General features: G+C 52.9%; 13 protein-coding genes. 8 read left to right on the top strand and 5 right to left on the bottom strand.

The window, feature by feature from the left end:
• Positions 1 to 4: 4 nt before the first annotated feature.
• The gene (locus B4W65_RS13050) at positions 5 to 811 is read right to left on the bottom strand and encodes a 2,3,4,5-tetrahydropyridine-2,6-dicarboxylate N-succinyltransferase (RefSeq protein ID WP_088655609.1); all 807 of its coding nucleotides are present in this window, start codon (positions 809 to 811) and stop codon (positions 5 to 7) included.
• A 144-nt stretch (positions 812 to 955) separates the two neighbouring features.
• On the opposite strand from B4W65_RS13050, the gene B4W65_RS13045 reads away from it, so the two are divergent.
• A complete protein-coding gene (locus tag B4W65_RS13045; RefSeq protein ID WP_158522850.1) occupies positions 956 to 4,342 on the top strand; it encodes a hybrid sensor histidine kinase/response regulator transcription factor in 3,387 nt (1,128 codons plus the stop codon).
• Between the two features lie 214 nt (positions 4,343 to 4,556).
• Here the strand turns inward: B4W65_RS13045 and B4W65_RS13040 are convergent, their stop codons facing one another.
• From B4W65_RS13040 to B4W65_RS13025, 4 genes are read right to left on the bottom strand one after another with little or no spacing between them, the layout of a single operon-like run.
• The gene (locus B4W65_RS13040) at positions 4,557 to 6,089 is read right to left on the bottom strand and encodes a glycoside hydrolase family 28 protein (RefSeq protein ID WP_205741282.1); all 1,533 of its coding nucleotides are present in this window, start codon (positions 6,087 to 6,089) and stop codon (positions 4,557 to 4,559) included.
• Between the two features lie 21 nt (positions 6,090 to 6,110).
• Positions 6,111 to 7,262, bottom strand: coding sequence for a glycoside hydrolase family 88/105 protein (locus B4W65_RS13035; RefSeq protein ID WP_088655606.1), 1,152 nt, complete (start codon positions 7,260 to 7,262; stop codon positions 6,111 to 6,113).
• Between the two features lie 38 nt (positions 7,263 to 7,300).
• Positions 7,301 to 10,927, bottom strand: coding sequence for a DUF4450 domain-containing protein (locus tag B4W65_RS13030; protein WP_088655605.1), 3,627 nt, complete (start codon positions 10,925 to 10,927; stop codon positions 7,301 to 7,303).
• 21 nt (positions 10,928 to 10,948) lie between these two features.
• Entirely contained in the window at positions 10,949 to 13,060 is a 2,112-nt protein-coding gene (locus B4W65_RS13025) for a hypothetical protein (protein WP_088655604.1), read from the bottom strand.
• A 441-nt stretch (positions 13,061 to 13,501) separates the two neighbouring features.
• On the opposite strand from B4W65_RS13025, the gene ilvD reads away from it, so the two are divergent.
• The 7 genes from ilvD to leuD all read left to right on the top strand — a co-directional run bounded on the left by ilvD (position 13,502) and on the right by leuD (position 22,552).
• A complete protein-coding gene (gene ilvD, locus B4W65_RS13015) occupies positions 13,502 to 15,343 on the top strand; it encodes a dihydroxy-acid dehydratase (RefSeq protein ID WP_088655602.1) in 1,842 nt (613 codons plus the stop codon).
• 34 nt (positions 15,344 to 15,377) lie between these two features.
• The gene (gene ilvB / locus B4W65_RS13010) at positions 15,378 to 17,111 is read left to right on the top strand and encodes a biosynthetic-type acetolactate synthase large subunit (protein ID WP_088655601.1); all 1,734 of its coding nucleotides are present in this window, start codon (positions 15,378 to 15,380) and stop codon (positions 17,109 to 17,111) included.
• A gap of 30 nt (positions 17,112 to 17,141) precedes the next feature.
• Entirely contained in the window at positions 17,142 to 17,687 is a 546-nt protein-coding gene (gene ilvN / locus B4W65_RS13005) for an acetolactate synthase small subunit (RefSeq protein ID WP_088655600.1), read from the top strand.
• A gap of 74 nt (positions 17,688 to 17,761) precedes the next feature.
• Positions 17,762 to 18,811 carry a ketol-acid reductoisomerase gene (gene ilvC / locus B4W65_RS13000; RefSeq protein WP_088655599.1) on the top strand — a complete coding sequence of 350 codons (1,050 nt, stop codon included), beginning with the start codon at positions 17,762 to 17,764 and terminating at the stop codon, positions 18,809 to 18,811.
• 98 nt (positions 18,812 to 18,909) lie between these two features.
• Positions 18,910 to 20,406 (top strand): 2-isopropylmalate synthase, encoded by a 1,497-nt coding sequence (locus B4W65_RS12995; RefSeq protein WP_088655598.1) that lies wholly within the window; start codon positions 18,910 to 18,912, stop codon positions 20,404 to 20,406.
• Between the two features lie 49 nt (positions 20,407 to 20,455).
• Complete coding sequence (gene leuC, locus B4W65_RS12990; RefSeq protein WP_088655597.1) at positions 20,456 to 21,856, top strand: 3-isopropylmalate dehydratase large subunit; 1,401 nt, start codon at positions 20,456 to 20,458, stop codon at positions 21,854 to 21,856.
• A 102-nt stretch (positions 21,857 to 21,958) separates the two neighbouring features.
• Positions 21,959 to 22,552 carry a 3-isopropylmalate dehydratase small subunit gene (leuD, locus tag B4W65_RS12985; protein ID WP_088655596.1) on the top strand — a complete coding sequence of 198 codons (594 nt, stop codon included), beginning with the start codon at positions 21,959 to 21,961 and terminating at the stop codon, positions 22,550 to 22,552.
• The last annotated feature ends 12 nt before the right edge of the window (positions 22,553 to 22,564 follow it).

The following is a 22,564-nucleotide window of genomic DNA, read 5'->3' as shown; positions in this document are numbered from 1 at the left end:
AAAATTATACCGCTACACCAAAATCGCGCAGCGCGTCGTTCAACGAAGTTTTTAAATCGGTAGAAGCCTTCCGCTGTCCTATAATCAGCGCCGCAGGCACCTGGTAAGCACCAGCCGGAAACTGCTTGGTATAACTGCCCGGAATCACCACCGAACGTGGCGGCACAAAACCTTTGTACTCCACAGGCTCGCTCCCGCTTACATCAATAATTTTGGTGGAACCGGTAAGCACCACATTGGCACCCAAAACCGCCTCCTTACCAATGCGGCAGCCCTCAACCACAATGCAACGCGACCCAATAAAGGCCCCGTCCTCCACAATGACTGGTGCCGCCTGCAAGGGTTCCAGTACCCCACCCAGACCAACACCACCACTCAGGTGTACGTGCTTGCCCACCTGAGCGCAACTGCCTACCGTAGCCCAGGTATCCACCATAGTGCCCTCATCCACATAGGCGCCAATATTCAAATAAGAGGGCATCATCACCACCCCACGGGCCACATAGGCACCATAGCGCGCCACAGCATGAGGTACCACACGTACGCCCAATTCCTTATAATTGCGTTTCAAGGCCATTTTATCGTGAAACTCAAAGGGCCCCAATTCTATCGTTTCCATTTTTTGCATGGGAAAATACAGGATCACCGCCTTCTTTACCCACTCGTTGACCTGCCACTGGTCGCCCACCGGCTCAGCCACCCTCAAAACGCCCCGGTCCAGTTCATCAATGACCTTACGAATGGCCTCCCGGGTTTCCTCCTTGTCCAACAGGGAGCGGTCGTCCCATGCTGCTTCAATTACTTTTTGCATAAAATTTAAAGGTTTGGTTCAACACTTAGATTTAGAAAAAAACAGGTTTGGTTCCTGTAAAAATAAGGGAAGATGCTGGGAAATACCGGAAAAAAAACAACAGTTGTTGGAATTTTTATAATTTTAACAGCCAAGAACCCGAACATGTACCACTACAGAACCTTTATTGCCCTTATACTAATCGGACTCTTTGTGCCTGTGAGCGCTTGGGCGCAGACGCACCTTTTTCATCCGGTAGAACAGCCTCTGTCGAACAGTTACGTGCGCTGCATCTTCAAAGACAGTCGCGGCTACCTCTGGGCCGGCACCTTTAACGGACTCAATCGCTACGATGGAGCCGGCATAAAGACTTATCATCACGAAGCCGGGCAAACCAACACCCTCAGTCACAATATGGTCAATGCCTTGCTGGAGGACCATCAGCAAACCCTGTGGGTAGGGACTTCCGAAGGACTGAATTACTACGACCGGGGAAAGGATGCCTTCCACTACATCATACATCGGCCCGACCTGGAAAACCGGCACAACAACAGCTGCATTACCGCCCTTTGTCAACCCGACACCACGACCCTTTGGATGGGGACCCGTGGCGGCGGGGTAAACATCTACCGCTACGCCCAGAAACGCTTTGACTTCCTCTTCCTAACGGCCTCCAAGTTGCTGGACGAAGCCAGCAACCACATCACCTGTCTGCAACAACACCACAACACCGTATGGGCAGGAACAGCGGGGGGACTGTTCCGGATCAACCGGGAGACCCTGGTGGTGAGTCCTGTTCAACACCCCCTACTCGCCCGGACCAACATCAACGCCTTGGCGCTCCAGGGAGACAGTCTGTGGGTCGCCACTCCCGAAGCACTCTATCTGGCCGTTCTTAGTGAAAACACCCCCGCAGTCTTTGCTCCGGTAAAGCAAGTGCCGCAACAAAACATCAGCGTATTGCATGTCCATCAAAATGGAGCAGAATTGTGGTTGGGCTATGAAAATGGGGGACTGGCCTGTTACCGCCCAGCAAACAAAGCCTTCAGCCACTACCACCACCAGCCGGGCGAACGCAACGGTCTGCCCGACAACACCATTTGGAGTCTGCACAGCGACTCGGCGGGACGCCTGTGGGTGGGGACCTACAAGCAGGGTTTGCACCTGCACGATCCTTATTACGACAAGTTCCTGAATTTTGAACACAATCCCTACGACCCCCTCTCGCTGAGTCACAATAACGTGCGGGCTTTTGCCGAAGATCCGGAAGGTCGCCTCTACGTAGCGACCGACGGAGGCGGTCTCTCCCTCTTTGTACCCCATGCGCAGGAGGCATACAGCGGGCAAGCCCTGCCCGACCACCTCCAAAAGCTGCCCACACAAGCCCTAACCACCCTATTGTACAGCAAGCAGCACCAACTCTGGGCAGGCACCTGGGGAAGTGGCATCGTACAAATCGATCTCGATAAAAAGACAAGAAAAATCCATCCCCTATCCCCAACGAACTCCGCAGCGAACAGACTCTTCAGTCTCTATGAAGACGGGGCGGGAAACATATGGGCGGGAACGGCCGGAGCGGGCTTGTATGTAAAAAAGAAGAGCAGCCGTCATTTTCAAAAAGCCGGGAAAAGTTTCGAGGGACTCGAACTGCCCGAAGACGCCTTCATCACCTTCATCTTTGAGGACCAGGGCAAGGACTTGTGGATAGGCTCCCTCTATGGACTGTTTCGCTTCCGCCGGCAAAACGGAAGCATCATCCAAAAATCGGTCTATTACAAAGAACTCTCCGGCAAAGGACTGGAAAGCAACTCTTTTCAGTGTGTGCACCAGGATGCCCGGGGACGCCTCTGGCTGGGAACCTTCGACCGGGGCGTGGCCCGCTACCACCCCGAAACCGATCGCTTCACCCACATCCATACCCACCACGGTCTCGCCGGCAATATGATTCAGGCCATCCTGTCGGACGACGCCGGGCAGCTCTGGATAAGCAGTGAACAGGGACTCAGCTGCTGGGATCCCGAAAGGTCGACTTGCATCAACTACAGCGAAGCCGATGGCCTTTTAACCAAAAACTTTCAGGGCAACGCCGCACTGAGCTTAAATAAGGGCTCACTTCTTTTCGGAACCACGGAGGGTTTTCACCTGATTGATCCAAAACGTCTGCCCAAAAACCCCCACAGCGGAGCTCCCCAAATCACCGCCCTCCACCTCCTTACCCGCAGCGCCGAAGCAGACAGCAGCTCAAGCTGGTCGCCCCTCCAAAACAAGCAGACCCTTAAGCTGTCTCACCAACAAAACAGTTTCACCCTGACCTTTAGTGCACGCAACTACACCCGTCCCGAAAACAATCGCTATCGCTATAAAATGGATGGCTGGGACCCGCAATGGAACGAAAGCAAAAACCCGGAAGTGAACTACCACAACCTCTCCCCCGGCCGCTATACCTTTCTGCTGCAAGCAGCCAACAACGACGGCATCTGGAACCAAAACACCGCCCAACTCCACCTCCACATCCAAGCTCCCCTGTGGCGCAGCTGGACCCTCCTGCCGTTCTATCTGCTGTTGGCGGGAGTCGCCGTTTACCTCTTAATTGTCCTCCGCGCACGCCGACTGCAGCTCCTTCAGGATTACCAAAACAGTCTGGCCCAATTACAAGCCTATGAAAAGTGGGCGCAAACACTCTTGCAGCAACCAGGCAACAATCCACAATTTCCAACGCCAAAATCGGTCCCCACCAGGTCGACCACCCCCCAAACATTGGATACCCTGCCCCTTGAAAACGAAGCACGTCACGAAATTTTGCTGATCGAGGACGACGAAGAATTACTTCAATTTCTGGAACACGAACTCAGTCGCCAATTCATCATTTACAAAGCAGCTAATGGCGAAGAAGGCTTGCAAATAGCCCTGGAAAAATTGCCCGACCTGATCGTCAGCGATGTGATGATGCCCGGCATGTCGGGGACCACCCTTTGCGCTCAGTTGAAAAAAGACCTGAGCACCTGCCACATCCCCATCCTTTTGCTTACCGCCAAGGCCGGCGACCAAGACCAGGCAGATGCTTTACTGACAGGCGCCGACGCCTACATCACCAAACCATTCAGCATGAAAATATTGCTGGCACACATTCAGCAGCTTATACAAAACCGCCAGCAACTCTACCACACCTTCCGCCAAAGCGGCTATTTGCTCCCCAGTCGCAACAAAAGCCAAAAAAGCGACGAAAACTTCCTAAGCCAAATCGTTGCGCTCATTCGGGAGGACCTGTCCAACACCAATCTCAATGTAGAAGCCCTGGCCGAAAAAACCGAACTGTCGCGCACCCAGCTGTACAAAAAAATTAAAGCCCTAACAGGCTTGTCCGCAGTAGAATTTATCCGTGAAGTCCGACTGAAAGAAGCCGTGCTGCTCATGGAAGAAGGCGATCTCAGTCTCACAGAAGTCGCCTACCAAAGCGGTTTCAACTCTCCATCCTACTTCTCCAGAAGTTTTAAAGAGTATTATGGCTTCAGCCCCTCAGAACTGACGCATAAAAAGATGCGAAAAGAGTAGACAAATCTGTCCACCCCCATACGCATCTATCACATTATCAACAGCTTTCTCAAAAGTTAAAACGACCGGCACATATGTGCAAAGGCCTTGCCGCAGGCTGCCTTATCTTGCTTATATCAAACAAAAAGAACCCTACACTCGATTCTTCTCTATATTTCAGTCTAAAAGGGCTCCTGTAACGACAGGAGCCCTTTTTGTTTCTACCCTACAGATACTATTTTTCCACAAGGTTCTTCACCTGGGCAAAGAGAAAAGCCTCTCCCTCCTGGGGAAAAACCCGAACATTCTTCATCTGCAGACCATCCACCTCCATAAACTCGGCGCCATAGCGGGCAGAAATCGTCACATTCTCCAAATTGATGTTTGAGATGGGCATCTCGGGCAAACCATGAAAATACATCGCCCTGCGCGCATTGACCGAAGTCACATTTTTAAAGGAGAGGTTCCTGAACATCGGCGTTTCCTCAGTAACAGGCAACAAATCTCTTTCAGCAACTGCACCATCTTCCCCTGCAGCCAGGGCTTCACTGGCCGACTTTCCGCCATAGTATAGATTAAAGCGAAAAGAGTCGGTAGCGATATCGTGCATACTCACATTCTCCACAAAGATGTTTTCGACAACGCCACCTCGTCCACGGCGACTCTTGAAGCGCAAACCCACATCGGTCCCCAAAAAAGAACAAGAGCGTACCAAAATATTACGTACCCCGCCAGACATTTCACTGCCCACCACAAAGCCTCCGTGCCCGCGATAAACCACACAATTCTCCACAATTACATTTTCTGTGACACGTGCCCTGCGCCGCCCATCCTCGTCCTTTCCTGATTTGATGCAAATGCCGTCGTCGCCCACATCAAAGGAGCTGTTTACCACCAGGGCGTTGCGACAAGATTCCAAATCCAAACCGTCGCCGTTCTGTGCGTAAGAGGGATTGCGTACCTGAATGCCGTCAATAATAACATTCTCACACATCAAGGGATGTAAATTCCACGAAGGCGAATTACTAAAAATCACCCCCTGCAAAAAAACATTCTTACATGCTATAAAACTGACCATGACCGGCCGTAAAAAATCTTTTACCGCCAGCCATTCTTCCTCAGTAGTCAGATGCTGCGGCACATTCATATTGCTGATGGTATCGCCGTGAAGCGCCCCGGCGGAAGGGAACCAATAGTCGTCGCGCTTAAAAACTCCTCCACGGGACACAAAGCTGCGCCACTGACTTTCAGTCACCTTATCCCGCTTAACCGGTCGCCACTCGTCCCCTGCCCCATCAATGGCGCCATGACCCACAATGGCAATATTCTCCAACTGTCTTCCCGAAATGGGCGACTGGCAGCGCCGGGTGTCCAGTCCCTCAAAAACAGTTTCCACCAGGGGGTACAGCGACTTATCGCGACTGAATAAAATCACTGCACCCTTTTCGAGGTACAAGCGGATATTGCTCCGAAACACAATGGGTCCGGTATGCCATACGCCGGCAGGCACATAAAGCGTTCCGCCGCCCTGCCCGGCCAACTCTTGCATAGCGCGTTCAAAAGCCTGGGTATTTAAAAACTGTCCATCCCCCTTTCCACCTGCATCTCTCAGATCCACCTGCCGATCGGGAAAAGTCGGCGGCACCAAAACCTCCATCTCAAAAGGCAAATCCTCAAAATAAGCCGCATAAGGCGAACGCTCCTCCCCGCCACAAGCAACCAACAACAGCGACAGCGTCGCACCAATAAAAATCATCCTAAGGCTCATATTCCCCATTTTAACAATTAATTATTTTCCCAACTCAAGACAGCCCATAATAAATGGTCCGTTGGCCTTGGCATCATTATCTCTAATTCGCTCGTTTACATAATACTCAAAACTCCCATCGCGATAAGGATTGCCCCCTAAGCCGGCTACCGCACAACAACGGGTAAGTGAAAGCAAACCATCCTCTTCCACAATCAATTCCTGCATCAGTCCCTCATACGCCCGCTCGGCCACTTCGCGGTAAGAGGCATCAAGATAACCCTTATTCACCGCTTTAGCCAAGGCGTACATAAACATGGCAGAGACGGAAGCTTCCAGATAATTCCCTTCCCGTTCGCCCTGGTCCACCACCTGATACCACAAACCGCTCTCATGCTGATAAGGGACTATGGCTGCTGCCAAACCTCTTATGCGTTCGAGCACCTCTTCCCGATAAAAAGGTTCCTGAGGTAAATGATCCAAAACATCCACCATGGCCATGAACCACCATCCCATACTGCGCCCCCAAAAAGAGGGTGACTGACCCGTTTCGGGATGCGCCCAGCGTTGATTGCGGCCTTCATCCCAGGCATGGTAATACAAGCCGGTAGTCGCATCAAAGGTATGCTTCCCGCATACCTTAAACTGATTTACGACATCATCAAACAGTTCTGGCACCCCAAAGACAGCTGCATATTCGGCCAAAAAAGGAGACCCCATATACAGGCCATCCAGCCATACCTGGTGCGGATAAATCAACTTGTGCCAGAAAGCGCCCTCATGGGTCCTGGGATGCACCTTCATTTGACGCACCAGGCGATCCATAGCCTTTTTGTACTTTTCATCTCCGGTCTGACGATATACTTCAAACAGCACCTTACCCGAATTGATGTAATCAATATTGTAAGTCTCTACTTTGTATTCGTGAATCTCTCCTGCTTCATTGATAAGCGTATCGGCCCATGCCACAACATAATCCAGGTACTTTCGATCTCCTGTATGCTGCCAAACCTTAAGCATGGCCAAAGTAGCCAGACCCTGACCATAGCCAAAATACAAGCGCTTGCCATGATCCAATTGCCAGGCTTCCGGAGCCCGCACCATTTCAGAATCCGCGAAACGAACGGCGACCGACTGGCCCCTCAATGGCGCCAGCAAAAACACACTTACCAAAAAAACTACCCAAAACCTCATACCAGCGAAATTTAAAAAAATCTACAAACCACCAAAACCTATTGCACCAGAGTAAGTCCAAGCAATCCAATAAGCACCTCATTAGCCACGGCCTCCAGTTCCAGCGCCTCCAGTTCACGTGAGGCGTCAAGAGGGAGATCCAGGATAAGGCCCGCCCCGCCATCAATGCTGCGACCATAAACCTCATCCGGGTCAATAGCCATCAGAGCCTCCATATTACGTGACACCTCCCCGGTTTTTAAAGCAACCCGGTAAGGGCGGGGGAAGGGACTGTAAAAGGCATGTTCGTCCAGGAAAAGGTCTTGCTCAATGGGCAGCCAGTTGTTGGGATTGATCAATTCCAGCACTTCCTCCCCGCCATCCTTGTACTTTACGCGTATGCGACCGTTTACCAAATGGCTCTGCATATGATTGGTAGAGCCCGCCATCAGCAAATAAACATGCTGTGCATGACCTTCCAAAGGGATTTGTGCGCGCTCAGGATAATTGTCCCATTGCGAAACAAACAACACATTGGGTGCCACACTATCCCCCGCTACAGAAAAGGCCAGCCCCATAGGCGTTTCAAAAACACCCTCTTTTACAGCAGAACGAAGACCACTGTCGTCAATATCTGCGCTCAGTTTTGGGTGACACCATTCCCCAATACCCTGAACAGGAATTTGCAGGGTGGTAAATGGCGACCGGGGGGAAAGGTACTGCTCATCAAAAATGGAGGACAGCGAGGCATTCACCCCATCCTTGATAGACACCAGCTGCTGGTCACGTTGGGGAGCCTCCAAATTCCATAAAGGCAAATCCTCTTGAAACAGTGCTTCATCGCCGACACGCAACTCGATGCGGTTACTGCCCAAAAAAACTTTTTCTTTGGGCACTTGCAGAGACTGCGACCAGCTGTCGGGAGCCAGTTCCAATCTGGTCGACCAGGCATAAGGACCGGGATTCACGACAACTTCCATGTCGACTGCGCTGCGCCCCTTATTCTTTATGCGAAAACTCAGCTGTTCGGCTTCCGCCTCTGTTTCCAGGGCAAAGGGGCGCATCAACTCCAAATGCAGGGGTTGCCACCACAGCGCACTGCCCTCGCGCAATTGAACAAACAGGGTTTTTGCACCAACCGGCCCCTGCGTCCGGCCTGTCAACACCCCATCCTCGAAACGCACATGGCTCAGCGCACCTTGCGGGTCCTTCACAGCCTTAATTTCTGCCGCTAAGTCGACCTGCAGTTCCTCACCCGAAACCATCGCCAACTCTTTTACATCCAACTGATTTCCCCACAACTTGTCCCACGCCACAACAAGCTCAAGCTCCTCTTCCATAGGCAGCTCCAGAACAAGATAGGCCTGTCCAACCCCTTCCTCCATCTGCCAGGAGTGGGAGCGCCCATTTACCCTGACGGAACGTACCCCGGGACCCAGCGCCCTTAATTTTAACTCCAGGGTGTCGGCTGCATCCATACGACAATGAAAAGTATAAAGACTCCGAAGCCCCTCCTGACGGTAACTGAAATCCAGATACGACGCGGAAAAAGACGCGTGTTCCCAAGCTGCTGGAAAGCCGGGACGGATGACCAGCCGACGGTTCAACAAGTCCGGTTGGATGCCATAAAGTCCCTCAACCAGGGCCCTGGAATACATCCCAACAGGATCACCAAAATCGCGGTAACACTCCCCTCTGGCCGCATCGTAAAAACTGATTTGACCGATGTTGCCGGGACTGCTGCCCAGGTACATACCATCCAGCAAGATACTCTTGAACAACTTTGCAGCCACATCGCTTCGCCCGCTTTGCCAATAAGCCAGGGCAGTGTGTGCCACCTCGGCAAAAGCCACATTGTTGACCGACCAGGAATAGGGAAACCAGTTGGTGGTAGAAAGCGTGTAATAACCCTCATCAGGCAAACCCTTGGCCCTTATCGGAATATGTGGAATCTGTGTATCGATGTAACGCGTAGCCTGATAAGCCTGAAAAGGCGTATGGACCTCCGAGTCTATGGCATGATAAATGGTCCACAAGCCCGGCTTATCGTGCACCAGGCCCAAGCCCATATAGTCCTGAAACTCGGCCCAATGGCCCTCTCCCTCCAACCACAGCCGCTTGTTAAGCGCTTCCAGAATACGTTCCGCCTCCTTTTGATAGGGGCCGGGATCTTCTCCAATTTTGTGAGCCACCAGGGCCACCAAACGGTTGGCCCTATAGTTATAGGCCGAGGTGTAGGTCACCGCTCCACTGTTGTAATACAAAGCATCACTCGCCCAAATGGCCGCACAGGCATCGTAAAGACCATCGTTGTCGGGATCATAATTGCGCTTCTCCCATTCGAGATGCGCCTTTAATACCGGCCATACTTCCCGTGCATAAGACAAATCTCCCGTCCAGTTTAAATGCCACAAAAGCGCATCGATGTACACCAGATTCATATTGTAATGGTGCATTTGGTTGGGATTTTCGGGATTGCGTGCAATGTAGCCATTGGAGTACATTTGGGTACCCCATTGTTTGAGTGGACGCGCCAAATTCAGGGCAGAATCGGGGGTGGCATGCGGCAAAACCGGCTCAACCGCTGTGACCTGCGAAGCGGCATAACGACTGAAATGTCGTCGGTTTCGCTCACTCCATCCAATAAAATCACCCGTGTAAGCGGCCCGCCAGCCATTAAGCGGCATACGCCACCCAATGGCCCCGTGCAACCACACATCTTCCCAAAGCCCATCAGCAGCTGCAGTCAAGGCCCCACCCAGGGTGTTAAAATAAGGATCGGGGGTTTCCACCTTTAAAGCACTGCCCAGCAGCTTACTCCGCTCCAAAGCCTGGGCAAAAACCTCATCCAAATCCTTGTCCGCCAAGGCACTTGCCCCTTCCACATTCTGCAAGGCAAAAAAGTGCGTAAAGTCGCCCGACACCTGCCACTGTGCCCCTAAAACAGGCTTCGCCTCCTCGGCCTGAGAAGCCCAAAATTCAGCAGGACTGCCTAAGTCATAAGGCGAAAGCAAGCGCAGGGTGGCGGGGGGACTAAAACGGCCTTCGACCCGGGTCGGATTGCGGGTATCCTGCCCGTAATCCAAAATAAAACCGCCTTTCGTCAAACGGTAATCGTTGTTGAGACAGGCCTCAGCATCCAAATCAAAAGCATTGAGCTCATCCACGCCCAAATCGGCATTTCGGTAAAAACGCTTGCTGTCGGCGCCCCCATACATCGTCAACAAACGAGACCCTGCAGGCAAATCCGCTCCGCTCAATTTAACCACAACACCACGGCCTTCAGCCATGGCCAGTACCTCCAGCTCCAAATATCCACCCGCTAGAAGTGGATCCTCCACCCGATAGGTCCTGATACCTGCCCGCGATTCCGCACGCACCCAGGAGGCGTCTGCCAGCCAAAGGCTGCCACGGGAGGTTTCAATCCCCCATTGCAAATGGCCCCCCCGATAAGGCATATACAAACCCAGCACAGGCACATCACTGGTCTCCACCCGAAAGGAAGACCCCGATGCATACAAAGCCTTATTGTACCTCAACTTGCCGTTTTCAATAACAAAAGACTCCCCCTCAGGCCGGTAGCGCAGTTCACGCTCTGTTCCCTGCCAAACACCATAAGCACTTTGCGCGAACAAGCCATTTCCCAATACCAAAATAAGTCCGACAAAAACAAGTATTTTCAACATAAGCTACACATCAACCCCGCTCTAAGGCATTACCATTAAATCTTCCCAAACCACCTTCCAACTCCCGTCATCCGGAAAGCCAGGCGTGGGCAGCTCGTTACCGTCCCAACCCGCACACATCATAGCCACGGCAGTGAGCAAACCCCCATTGCCAGGCAAATAAACCCTTAAGCGCGCATCCTGATAATTGTGCCCGCTAATCAGATAAGTATTGGTACGCTTATCCATAAGCAGGGCACCCACCGCCTTCTCACGATCACCCAGGCGGGCCGCATTCATCGCCGTCATAGGATAATCCCACCCCCAGGTCTTACCCCAATTCCAGTTGTCCCATATCCAGTCGAGGGTGTTCTGCATATAATCGGTACGAATCAAATTATTTTGAGGCAACATACCCATTGCACCGAGCACAGCAGGGTGGTCTGAAGTAAAACGAATGTCCTTATAGGTATCCACAGCATCCTCCGAAGCCAGATACAAGCCATCCAACTCCGCCAAAGGCGGCAACTTATCAATAATCTCATCCCATTGCACACGCCGAGCTTTACCAGCGCGCTCGCGCCATTTCTGAGCCACCGAGAGCCCATAGTGCCAGTACGACAATTCAAAGGGGGGATTGATGGTCTCCACCGCACGCAAAGTTTCCTGGGCAGGGATCACCCCTTGCAAAATATAGCGCCCCTCCATCATATCATAATCTGCAAAAGAAGCCATAAATGCCGCCGTTGCCTCCACCAAAAAGCCATACTTTTCAAGCACTTCGGGGGTGGGAGAACTGCGGTAAAGCAGTTCGGCCATATAAATGAAGTGGGGTTGCTGCCAAATCAGGAAGGAGCCCACTCCCGATGGGGCTTCCGTAGCCGAAGGATCCGTCATTTTCATCCAACGACAACCCTTAAAACCCTGCCGCTCGGCAATTTCTTTGGCCATCGGATAGGCCTCTGCGTACCAGTCCATACTCCGCTCCAGCAACTCAGGTCGCCCCCATAGCGCAAAATGCACACCATGCCACCAGTGCATCTCCAGATGAAACTTACCGTACCAACTGTTGTAGGTCAAGCCGGTTTCCTGCGGCGGATACATGCCGGCCGACTGTATGGCCATCAAATACTGCGACAACACCACCCGGCGTTCCAGCTCTTTTGCGCCCGCTGCCGTGCTTCCGGAAAAATCAACCGCGCCACCATTCTTCCAAAACTGCTGCCAGTAATCCGAAGCATCCGACAAAACCATTTCCACCTCCACATCCTCCTTAACCGGCTCCTCCACAAATACACAACTAAAAGAGAAATCCTTCTGTGCAGGCTCCAAAACAAAATAATGGGCCTCCTTTTCGCGCAGGGAGGCCTTTCCCTCCCAACTGATCCGCACATAATACACCGCTTCGTCCAGCGTCCGCTTCAACAGCGCACTTTGCGCATCCTGCTCCACCAGGATCGTCAGATGCTTCTCAGGAACACTCCAATCAGTAGCATCATCGGCATGCTGCCCACTTGGATAAGGAAAGCGAAAAGAAATCCCCAGTTCTCCCCGCTCCAGCAAGGGCGAACTCAGCGCAGCCGCCAGCACATCCCGATTGGGATCCACTGCAGTTTTAACCGCCACCGAATCACCATTCAACACAAAGCGACTGCGAATGGTGCCGTTCCACAAATCCAATTCCTGATGCGGGTCCTGAATGTCCGAAGGCCGCAGGCCCTCAGCCTCAAAACCTACATAACCCAAATGCAAGCGATGCGGATTCACCCGAAACCAATTGGCTGCATCCTTTGACCGTCCGGGTTCACCAAACTGCACAGAATAAGGCTCCGGCTTCCCCCTGAAATCATAGTCCTTTAAGGTCTCCTCAAAACGAAAGTTCTCCGGATTCGGAAAGCTGTGCCAGCCCCATTGCGACTGCGTGCCCAGCGGCATGCCTTTGGCATAAAAATCCGGAAAAGTCTGCAAGCCCGTAGCATCTACGGTCACCGCAAAATTCCCATTGCCTACCGACAAGGCCGACAATTCTTCTACTTCAGTTACAAGGGGGCTGTTGCGCTTAACCAGTGCATAGCGGTCTATTTTTCCGACCTCCTCTTCCTTACATCCAAAGAATACACCAATCAACAAAACAATTAAAAACCAGTACTTCATAGCTGTAAAATTTTTCATTATAACACAAAAGCAATCTTCCTTCACTGCCCCCTTTCAACAAAATTAACAATTCTTGCACACAATCCCTCCAATAGGCAAAATTTGAATATTTATACGCAATATTTGAATTTTCGACAGCAAAAATGCGGTTTTGATAAAAAAATGACAGTAAAGTGTATTTTTTTTTGCGATTATGGGTTTGATTAATGACAAAATTCATACATTTGCATAGTCAACAACAAAATCAGGACATGAAACTTTTTGCATCTCTCCTTCTCGTAGTCATTATTGTTCTCGTGGTGAACCATTAGAGAAGTGAGATCGGTATGTAAAAAGTCAAGCGACATAAAACTTAAGACCCCTCTCACTTCAACGGTGAGAGGGGTTTTTGCTTAAACAGGTTTTTACCATACAATAACGTACCTTACATTATAAAGAGTCATGAAGATTCCATTGCGCAGCAACACCACCACCCAGGGCCGAAGAATGGCCGGCGCCCGCAGCTTATGGCGGGCCAACGGAATGAAGGACGAACAAATGGGCCGCCCCCTGATTGCGGTGGTCAATTCCTTCACCCAGTTTGTACCCGGTCACGCCCACCTGCACCAAATCGGTCAGGACGTTAAAAAACTGATCGAGAAGCAGGGCTGCTTTGCTGCGGAATTCAACACCATCGCCATCGACGACGGCATCGCCATGGGACACGACGGCATGTTGTATTCCCTGCCCTCACGCGATTTGATCGCCGACAGCGTAGAATACATGGTCAACGCCCACAAGGCCGACGCCATGATCTGCATCAGCAACTGCGACAAAATTACCCCCGGTATGCTCATGGCCGCCATGCGCCTGAACATCCCCGTGGTTTTTGTATCGGGTGGACCCATGGAAGCGGGTAAGCACGACGGCAAGGCCCTGGATTTGGTCGACTCTATGGTGATGGCCGCCGACGACAGCGTCAGCGACGCCGACGTATTGGCCGTGGAACAGAATGCCTGTCCCACCTGCGGCTCCTGCTCGGGCATGTTTACCGCCAACTCCATGAACTGCCTCAACGAGGCGTTGGGACTGGCCCTGCCGGGCAACGGCTCCGTTGTAGCCACCCACGTGAACCGCCGGCAGCTCTTCGAAGACGCCGCCAACCAAATTGTAAAACTGGCCTACCGCTATTACCAGGACGGCGATGTTTCTGTATTGCCCCGCAACATTGCCACCAAGGCGGCCTTTATGAACGCCATGACCCTCGACATTGCCATGGGCGGAAGCACCAATACCGTGCTGCACCTCCTGGCCATTGCCCATGAAGCGCAGGTGGACTTCAGTATGGACGACATCGACCAACTTTCCCGCAAAACCCCGGTTTTGTGCAAAGTGGCCCCCAACAGCAACTACCACATGGAAGACGTCAACCGGGCCGGCGGCATCCTGGGCATACTGGCAGAATTGGAGCGCGGACAACTCATCGACAGCAGCGTGGGCCGCATCGACTTTCCCAGTCTGGCCGACGCCATCCGCCATTACGACGTAATGAGCAAGGACTGTCTGCCCCGCGCCAAAGACCTTTATCAAAGTGCCCCCGGTGGTTTCGTCAACCTGAAACTGGCCAGCCAGAAAGCCGCCTACAGCACCCTTGATCTCGACCGCGAGAAAGGCTGCATCCGCAGCGTGGAGCACGCCTATTTTAAGGACGGGGGACTGGCCGTACTCTTCGGCAACATTGCCCAACAGGGCTGCATCGTTAAAACAGCCGGCGTAGATCCCTCCATCTTTAAGTTCAAAGGGACAGCGCGTGTGTACGAATCGCAGGACGACGCCAGCGAAGGCATCCTTTCGGGCGAAGTAAAAGCCGGCGAAGTCGTGTTCATCCGCTACGAAGGCCCCAAAGGAGGGCCGGGTATGCAAGAAATGCTTTACCCAACCTCCTACCTGAAGTCGCGCCAACTGGGCGCCCTCTGCGCCCTGGTCACCGACGGCCGCTTTTCGGGCGGCACCTCCGGTCTCTCGATCGGTCACGTCTCACCCGAAGCAGCAGCAGGCGGCAACATCGCCCTGATTGAAAACGGCGATTCGGTAGAAATAGACATCCCTGCACGCAGCATCAACATCATGGTAGATGAAGCCACCCTGACGGCCCGTCGCGAAAAAGAAAGCGCCAAAGGAGCCACAGCCTTTAAACCAAAACAACGCGAGCGCGTTGTTTCTAAAGCCTTAAGAGCCTATGCCAGCATGGTGACCTCGGCCGATCGCGGCGCCGTGCGCATTTTGCCCGACGAAACAAAATAGAAAAAGAAGAACAACCCCTTTTAAGCAAACGATTATGGAAACACAAACCCAAGCAAAAAGCCAGGAAAAGCCTACCGGAACCATCCGGATGACCGGCGCCGAGGCGGTAGTGCGATCGCTTCTGAACGAAGGGACCGAAATACTCTTCGGTTATCCCGGAGGAGCCATCATGCCCGTTTACGATGCGCTGTACTCCTTCCAGAAAGAATTGCACCATGTGTTGGCCCGACACGAACAGGGCGCATTACATGCTGCCCAGGGTTACGCACGCGTCACCGGTCGGGTAGGTGTGGCCATAGTCACCTCCGGTCCCGGCGCCACCAATGCCGTTACCGGCATTGCCGATGCCATGATGGATTCTACCCCGCTGGTGGTCATCAGCGGACAGGTAGGTTCGGCCCTGCTGGGCTCCGATGCCTTCCAGGAAACCGACGTAGTAGGCGTTACCCAGCCCATCACCAAGTGGAATTTTCAGGTAAAAAAGGCCGAAGACATTCCCTACGCCATTGCCCGGGCCTTTTACATCGCCCGCAGCGGACGTCCCGGACCGGTACTCATTGACATCACCAAAGACGCCCAGTTTGCCAGCTTCGACTACCAATACGAGCCCGTACGCTACATCCGCAGCTACCGACCCACACCCAAGGTAGATCACGAGCAGATTAAGGCAGCGGCGCGACTGATCAACTTTGCCAGGAAGCCCCTGGCTTTGGTGGGACAGGGTGTCATCCTGGGTAACGCCGAGCAGGAATTGCTCGACTTCCTCAAGAAGTCCGGCGTACCCGCCGCATGGACCCTTTTGGGCCTTTCGGCCATGCCCAGCGACCATCCGCAAAACGTAGGCATGTTGGGCATGCACGGCAACTACGGTCCCAACATCAAGACCAACGAAGCCGACCTGATCATAGCCATTGGCATGCGCTTCGACGACCGGGTAACGGGCGATTTAAAAAACTACGCCACCAACGCCAAGGTGGTGCATTTAGAAATTGACGAGGCCGAAATCAATAAAAACGTACACGCCGATGTTCCGGTACTGGGCGACGTAAAACAAACCCTGCCCCTGCTTACCGAGACCATCAGCCAGGGCGACCACAGTGCCTGGATGGATGAATTCAGAGCCTGCGACCGCATTGAGTACGATCGCATCATTCGCGAAGAACTGGCCCCCTCCAAAAAAGGGATGACCATGGGCGAAGTGATTCACAAAGCCTCCAAAGCCTTCAACGACGACGCCATTATGGTAACCGACGTGGGCCAGCACCAAATGATGGCCAGTCGCTATTTCCGCTTTAAGCAGACCCGCAGCGTGGTCACCTCAGGCGGTCTGGGCACCATGGGCTTTGGACTGCCCGCAGCCATGGGCGCCAAGCTGGGGGCACCCCAGCGTCAGGTTTGTCTCTTTGTAGGCGACGGCGGTTTTCAAATGACCATTCAGGAACTGGGCACCATCTTCCAGTCCAAAATACCCGTAAAGATCGTACTGCTCAACAACAACTTTTTGGGCATGGTACGGCAGTGGCAGGAACTGTTTTTCGACAGTCGCTACGCCTCTACCGAACTGATCAACCCCGACTTTCAAACCATCGCCAAGGGCTACCACATCGAAACGGTAAAGGTGACCGAGCGCGAGGACCTCGACCAGGCCATTGCCAAAATGGTGGCCCATGAGGGCGCCTTCCTGCTCGAAGTCGTGGTAGAGAAAGAAGGCAACGTATTTCCGATGGTGCCGGCAGGCGCCTCGGTATCCGATATCCGCTTAGAGTAGTACCCCCAATTATTAACCTCAGAAAAAGAAATGATGCAACAGGAATTCACACTCAGCATATTTTCGGAGAACCACGTGGGTCTGCTCAACCAGATCACCACCGTCTTTACCCGACGCAACCTCAACATCGAGAGTCTGGTTACCTCCGAATCGGCCATCGCCGGCATCCACAAATTCACCATTGTGGTATTCAGCAGCCGCGAGGAAATTGAAAAGGTAGCCCGGCAAATCGAGAAGCGCATCGACGTCATCAAAGCCTTTGTGCTGACCGAGGACGAGATCATCCATCAGGAAATTGCCCTCTACAAGGTGCCCACCCGCACCCTGCTCAACGGCAACGAAATTGAAAAGCTCGTGCGCCAGTACGGCGCCCGCATTTTGGAAATCACCGAAGAATACACCGTGATTGAAAAAACCGGACACCATAAAGAGACCCAGGAGCTTTTCGATAAGATGGACCAATACGGCGTGGTGCAGTTTACCCGTTCGGGACGCATTGCCGTAACCAAGGCCAAGGCCGAGCTGCTCGACAATTACCTGCGTAAGGCCGAACTCGACAAGCAGGAACTCAACTAAAGCCGCTCACAATTGTTTATTTTTGACATCCAAGTTATTAACAAACCATATCAATACAATTAACAAACACTATTATGGCTAGAATCAATTTCGGTGGAACCGAAGAAAATGTAGTTACCAGAGAGGAATTCCCCTTGAAAAAGGCACAGGAAGTGCTCAAAGACGAAGTGATCGCAGTAATTGGTTACGGCGTTCAGGGACCCGGTCAGGCCCTCAACCTCAAAGACAATGGCTTCAATGTAATTATTGGTCAGCGTAAAGAGTCCAAGACCTGGGACAAGGCAGTAGCCGACGGCTGGGAGCCCGGCAAAACCCTTTTCCCCATCGAAGAAGCCCTCGACAAGGGAACCATCATTCAGTACCTGCTGTCCGACGCCGGTCAGATCAGCGTATGGCCTACCGTTCAGAAATACCTGAAGCCCGGTAAAGCCCTGTATTTCTCTCACGGTTTTGGTGTAACCTACAAGGAGCGCACCGGCATTGTTCCGCCCAAAGACGTAGATGTCATTTTGGTGGCCCCCAAAGGTTCCGGAACCAGTCTGCGTCGCATGTTCCTCGAAGGACGCGGCCTCAACTCCAGCTACGCCATCTTCCAGGACGCCACCGGCAAAGCCAAGGATCGTGTAGTAGCCTTAGGTATTGGTGTAGGCAGCGGTTACCTTTTCGAAACCACCTTCCAGAAGGAAGTGTACAGCGACCTGACCGGAGAGCGTGGTACCCTGATGGGCGCCATCCAGGGCATCTTTGCTGCCCAGTACGAAGTATTGCGTAAGAACGGCCACAGTCCCTCCGAAGCCTTCAACGAGACCGTTGAAGAGCTGACTCAGAGCCTGATGCCTTTGGTGGCCGAGAACGGTATGGACTGGATGTACGCCAACTGTTCCACCACTGCCCAGCGTGGTGCGCTCGACTGGTGGAAGAAATTCCGCGACGCCTCATTGCCCGTATTCAGCGAACTCTACGACGAGGTAGCCAAAGGCAACGAAGCCCAGCGTTCCATCGACTCCAACAGTCAGTCGGACTACCGGGTAAAACTGGAAGCCGAACTCAAGGAGTTGCGTGAATCGGAAATGTGGCAAGCCGGCGCCGCCGTGCGCAAGCTGCGTCCCGAAAACGACAAATAAATCAAGTATTTTAAACCCGGGGCAACACCAGGGGTGTTGCCCCGGGCTTTTTTCCTTCCAAAGAAAAATCCGGAATCACCGGACTAAAAGAGACAAACATGAGCAACAGAGTCTATATTTTCGACACCACATTACGGGATGGCGAACAAGTCCCCGGCTGCCAGTTGAACACCATTGAAAAAATTGAAGTGGCGCGTCAACTCGAGAAACTCGGGGTGGACATTATTGAAGCCGGCTTTCCGGTCTCCAGTCCCGGCGATTTCAACTCTGTGGTGGAAATCTCAAAAGCCGTATCCAACCCCACCATTTGTGCACTGACCCGTGCCGTAAAAAAAGACATTGAAGTGGCCGCCGACGCCTTGAAATTCGCCAAAAAAGGACGCATTCACACCGGCATCGGCACCTCGCCCTACCACATCTTCAACAAACTCAACTCCAATCCCGAAGCCATTATTGAGCGGGCTGTGGAAGCCGTTAAATACGCCAAAAAGTTTGTAGAAGACGTAGAATTCTATGCCGAAGACGCCGGTCGTTCGGACAACGAATACCTGGCCCGCGTGATCGAAGCCGTCATCAAAGCAGGCGCCACCGTGGTCAACATTCCCGACACCACCGGCTACTGCCTGCCCTCCGAGTACGGCGAAAAAATCGCCTACCTGGTCAACAACGTACCCAACATCGACAAAGCCATCATTGCCACCCACTGTCACAACGACCTGGGTATGGCCACTGCCAACACCGTTTCGGGCATCATCAACGGCGCCCGTCAGGTAGAGGTGACCATGAACGGCATTGGCGAGCGGGCCGGCAACACCTCCCTCGAAGAAGTGGTAATGACCCTGCGCGCCCACAAGGATCTGGACTTCGACACCAACATCGACAGCAAGCAGATCATGAAGACCAGCGGACTGGTATCCACCCTCATGCGCATGCCCATACAACCCAATAAGGCCATTGTGGGACGCAACGCCTTTGCCCACTCCTCGGGCATTCACCAGGACGGGGTACTCAAAAACCGCGAAAACTACGAAATCATCGACCCGGTGGAAGTCGGCGTAAAAGAATCGTCGATTGTACTCACCGCCCGCAGCGGGCGTGCTGCCTTGAAGCACCGCCTGGGCGTACTGGGCTACGATTACGAACCCAGCGAACTCGACAACATATACAACCGCTTTTTGGACCTGGCCGACAAGAAAAAAGACATCACCGACGAAGATCTGGAAATCCTGGTCGGCCGCGAAAAGCAAGCCGGCAAAAAGCCCATCGAACTGGTATCGCTGCAGGTCATGTGTGGCAAGTCCACCATCCCCACCGCCACCGTTCAGGTCAGCTTCCACGGCGACATCTTTACCGAAACCGCCTCGGGCAACGGGCCCATCGACGCCGCCTTTACCGCTGTAAAAGCGCTGGTGAAGCGCCGGGTACGCCTCGAAGAATTTTTGATTCAGGCCATCACCCGCGGCAGCGACGACCTGGGCAAGGTACACGTACAGGTAGAGCACAAAGAGCAGATTTACTATGGCTTTGCTGCCCACACCGACATCGTTACCGCATCCGTGGAAGCCTTCCTCGATGCCCTGGGCAAAATACAATAAGCACAAAAAGAGAACACATTGATACAGTAACCATTAAAATTAGAATACCTTGGCTGGAAAAACACTTTTCGACAAAATCTGGGAGAAACATGTTGTCAACAACGTAGAAGGAGGACCCAGTGTATTGTACATCGACCGCCATTTGATTCACGAGGTAACCAGTCCTCAGGCGTTCGCAGGCTTAAAAGCAAGAGGAATTAAGGTCGCCCGGCCCGAAAAAACCGTGGCCACCCCCGACCACAACATCCCCACCATGGAACAGCACCTGCCCATCCACGATGAGCTGAGTCGCTTCCAGGTGAACAAACTCAAAGAAAACTGTGAAGCCAACGGCGTAACCATGTACGGTTTAACGCATCCTTACAACGGCATTGTGCACGTAATAGGACCGGAATTGGGTCTTACCCGTCCCGGCATGACCATTGTGTGTGGCGACAGTCACACCTCTACCCACGGGGCCTTCGGCAGCATTGCCTTTGGTATTGGCACCAGCGAAGTAGAGATGGTGCTGGCCACCCAGTGCCTCATGCAATCGCGTCCCAAAACCATGCGCATCAACGTAGAAGGCGAGCTGCAAAAAGGCGTGACCTCCAAAGACATCGTCCTCTACATCATTTCTCAAATCTCCACCGGAGGCGCCACCGGCTACTTCGTGGAATTTGCCGGATCGGCCATTCGTAAGCTCTCCATGGAGGCCCGCATGACCATCTGCAACATGAGTATTGAGATGGGTGCCCGCGGCGGCATGATTGCCCCCGACGAAACCACCATTGAGTACGTTAAAGGCCGCGAATTTGCCCCCAAGGGCGCCGAGTGGGACAAGGCGGTAGCCGAATGGCGCCAGCTGCCCAGCGACCCCGATGCCGTATTCGACAAAGAACTGACCTTTAAGGCCGAAGACATTGAGCCGATGATTACCTACGGCACCAATCCCGGTATGGGCATCGGCATCAGCGCCCACATTCCCAAGGTCGAGGACATCGAGAAAGCTTCACAAAACAGCTTTAAAAAATCGCTACAGTACATGGGTTACCAACCCGATGAGCCCATGATCGGCAAAAAAGTAGACTACGTATTTGTCGGCAGCTGTACCAACGGACGCATCGAAGACCTCCGCGCCTTCGCCGCCTTTGTAAAAGGCAAAAAGAAGGCCGACAACGTGACCGCCTGGGTCGTTCCCGGCAGTAAGCAAGTCGAGAAGCAAGCCATAGAAGAAGGCCTGCGCGACATCCTCGAGGAAGCAGGTTTTTACCTGCGTCAGCCCGGCTGTTCGGCCTGTCTGGCCATGAACGACGACAAAATTCCGGAAGGCCAGTACGCCGTAAGTACCTCCAACCGGAACTTCGAAGGCCGTCAGGGACCCGGTGCCCGCACCATGCTGGCCAGTCCCCTTACCGCCGCAGCCACCGCCATCAACGGCGTCATCACCGACCCGCGCACCATGCTGTAAATCGTTGAAAAACAAGAGTCATTAACACCTGTCGTGCAGCCCCGCACCGCTCCCCAAAAAGGAAGTGGTGAGGAGGCCCACCGGCACTTAAAAACAAAAACAATGCCCATAGATAAATTTGTCACCCTGGAATCGCCCGCCGTGCCGCTGCCCATCGAGAATGTGGACACCGACCAGATCATTCCGGCGCGCTTCTTAAAAGCTACCACCCGCGAAGGGTTTGGCGACAACCTGTTTTGCGACTGGCGTTACGACAAAAACGGTCAGCCCAAAGCCGATTTTGTACTGAACGACCCCACCTACAACGGCCAGATTTTGGTAGCCGGAAAAAACTTCGGAAGCGGATCAAGCCGCGAACACGCCGCCTGGGCCATTGGTGGATACGGATTTAAAGCCGTAGTATCCAGCTTCTTTGCCGACATCTTCAAGAACAACGCACTGAACAACGGCATCCTGCCCGTGCAGATTTCCGATGCCTTTTTGGCGCAGCTCTTCGAAGCCATCGAAAAAGACCCGAAAGTCAAAATCAAAATCGATCTCGAAAACCAAAGCATCTCGGTGCCCGCCACCGGCATTTCTGAGGACTTCGACATCAATCCCTACAAGAAAAAATGTCTGCTCAACGGATACGACGACATCGACTATCTGTTCAGCATCAAAGACGAGATCGCAGCCTGGGAAAAGGCCGCACAATAAGCACCTTCCAGC

The sequence above is a fragment of the Geofilum rhodophaeum genome (assembly GCF_002210225.1).
Classification (GTDB): Bacteria; Bacteroidota; Bacteroidia; order Bacteroidales; family Marinilabiliaceae; genus Geofilum; species Geofilum rhodophaeum.
The sequence above is the reverse complement of the archived record's forward strand: the minus strand, read 5'-3'. Positions and strand labels throughout refer to the sequence as shown.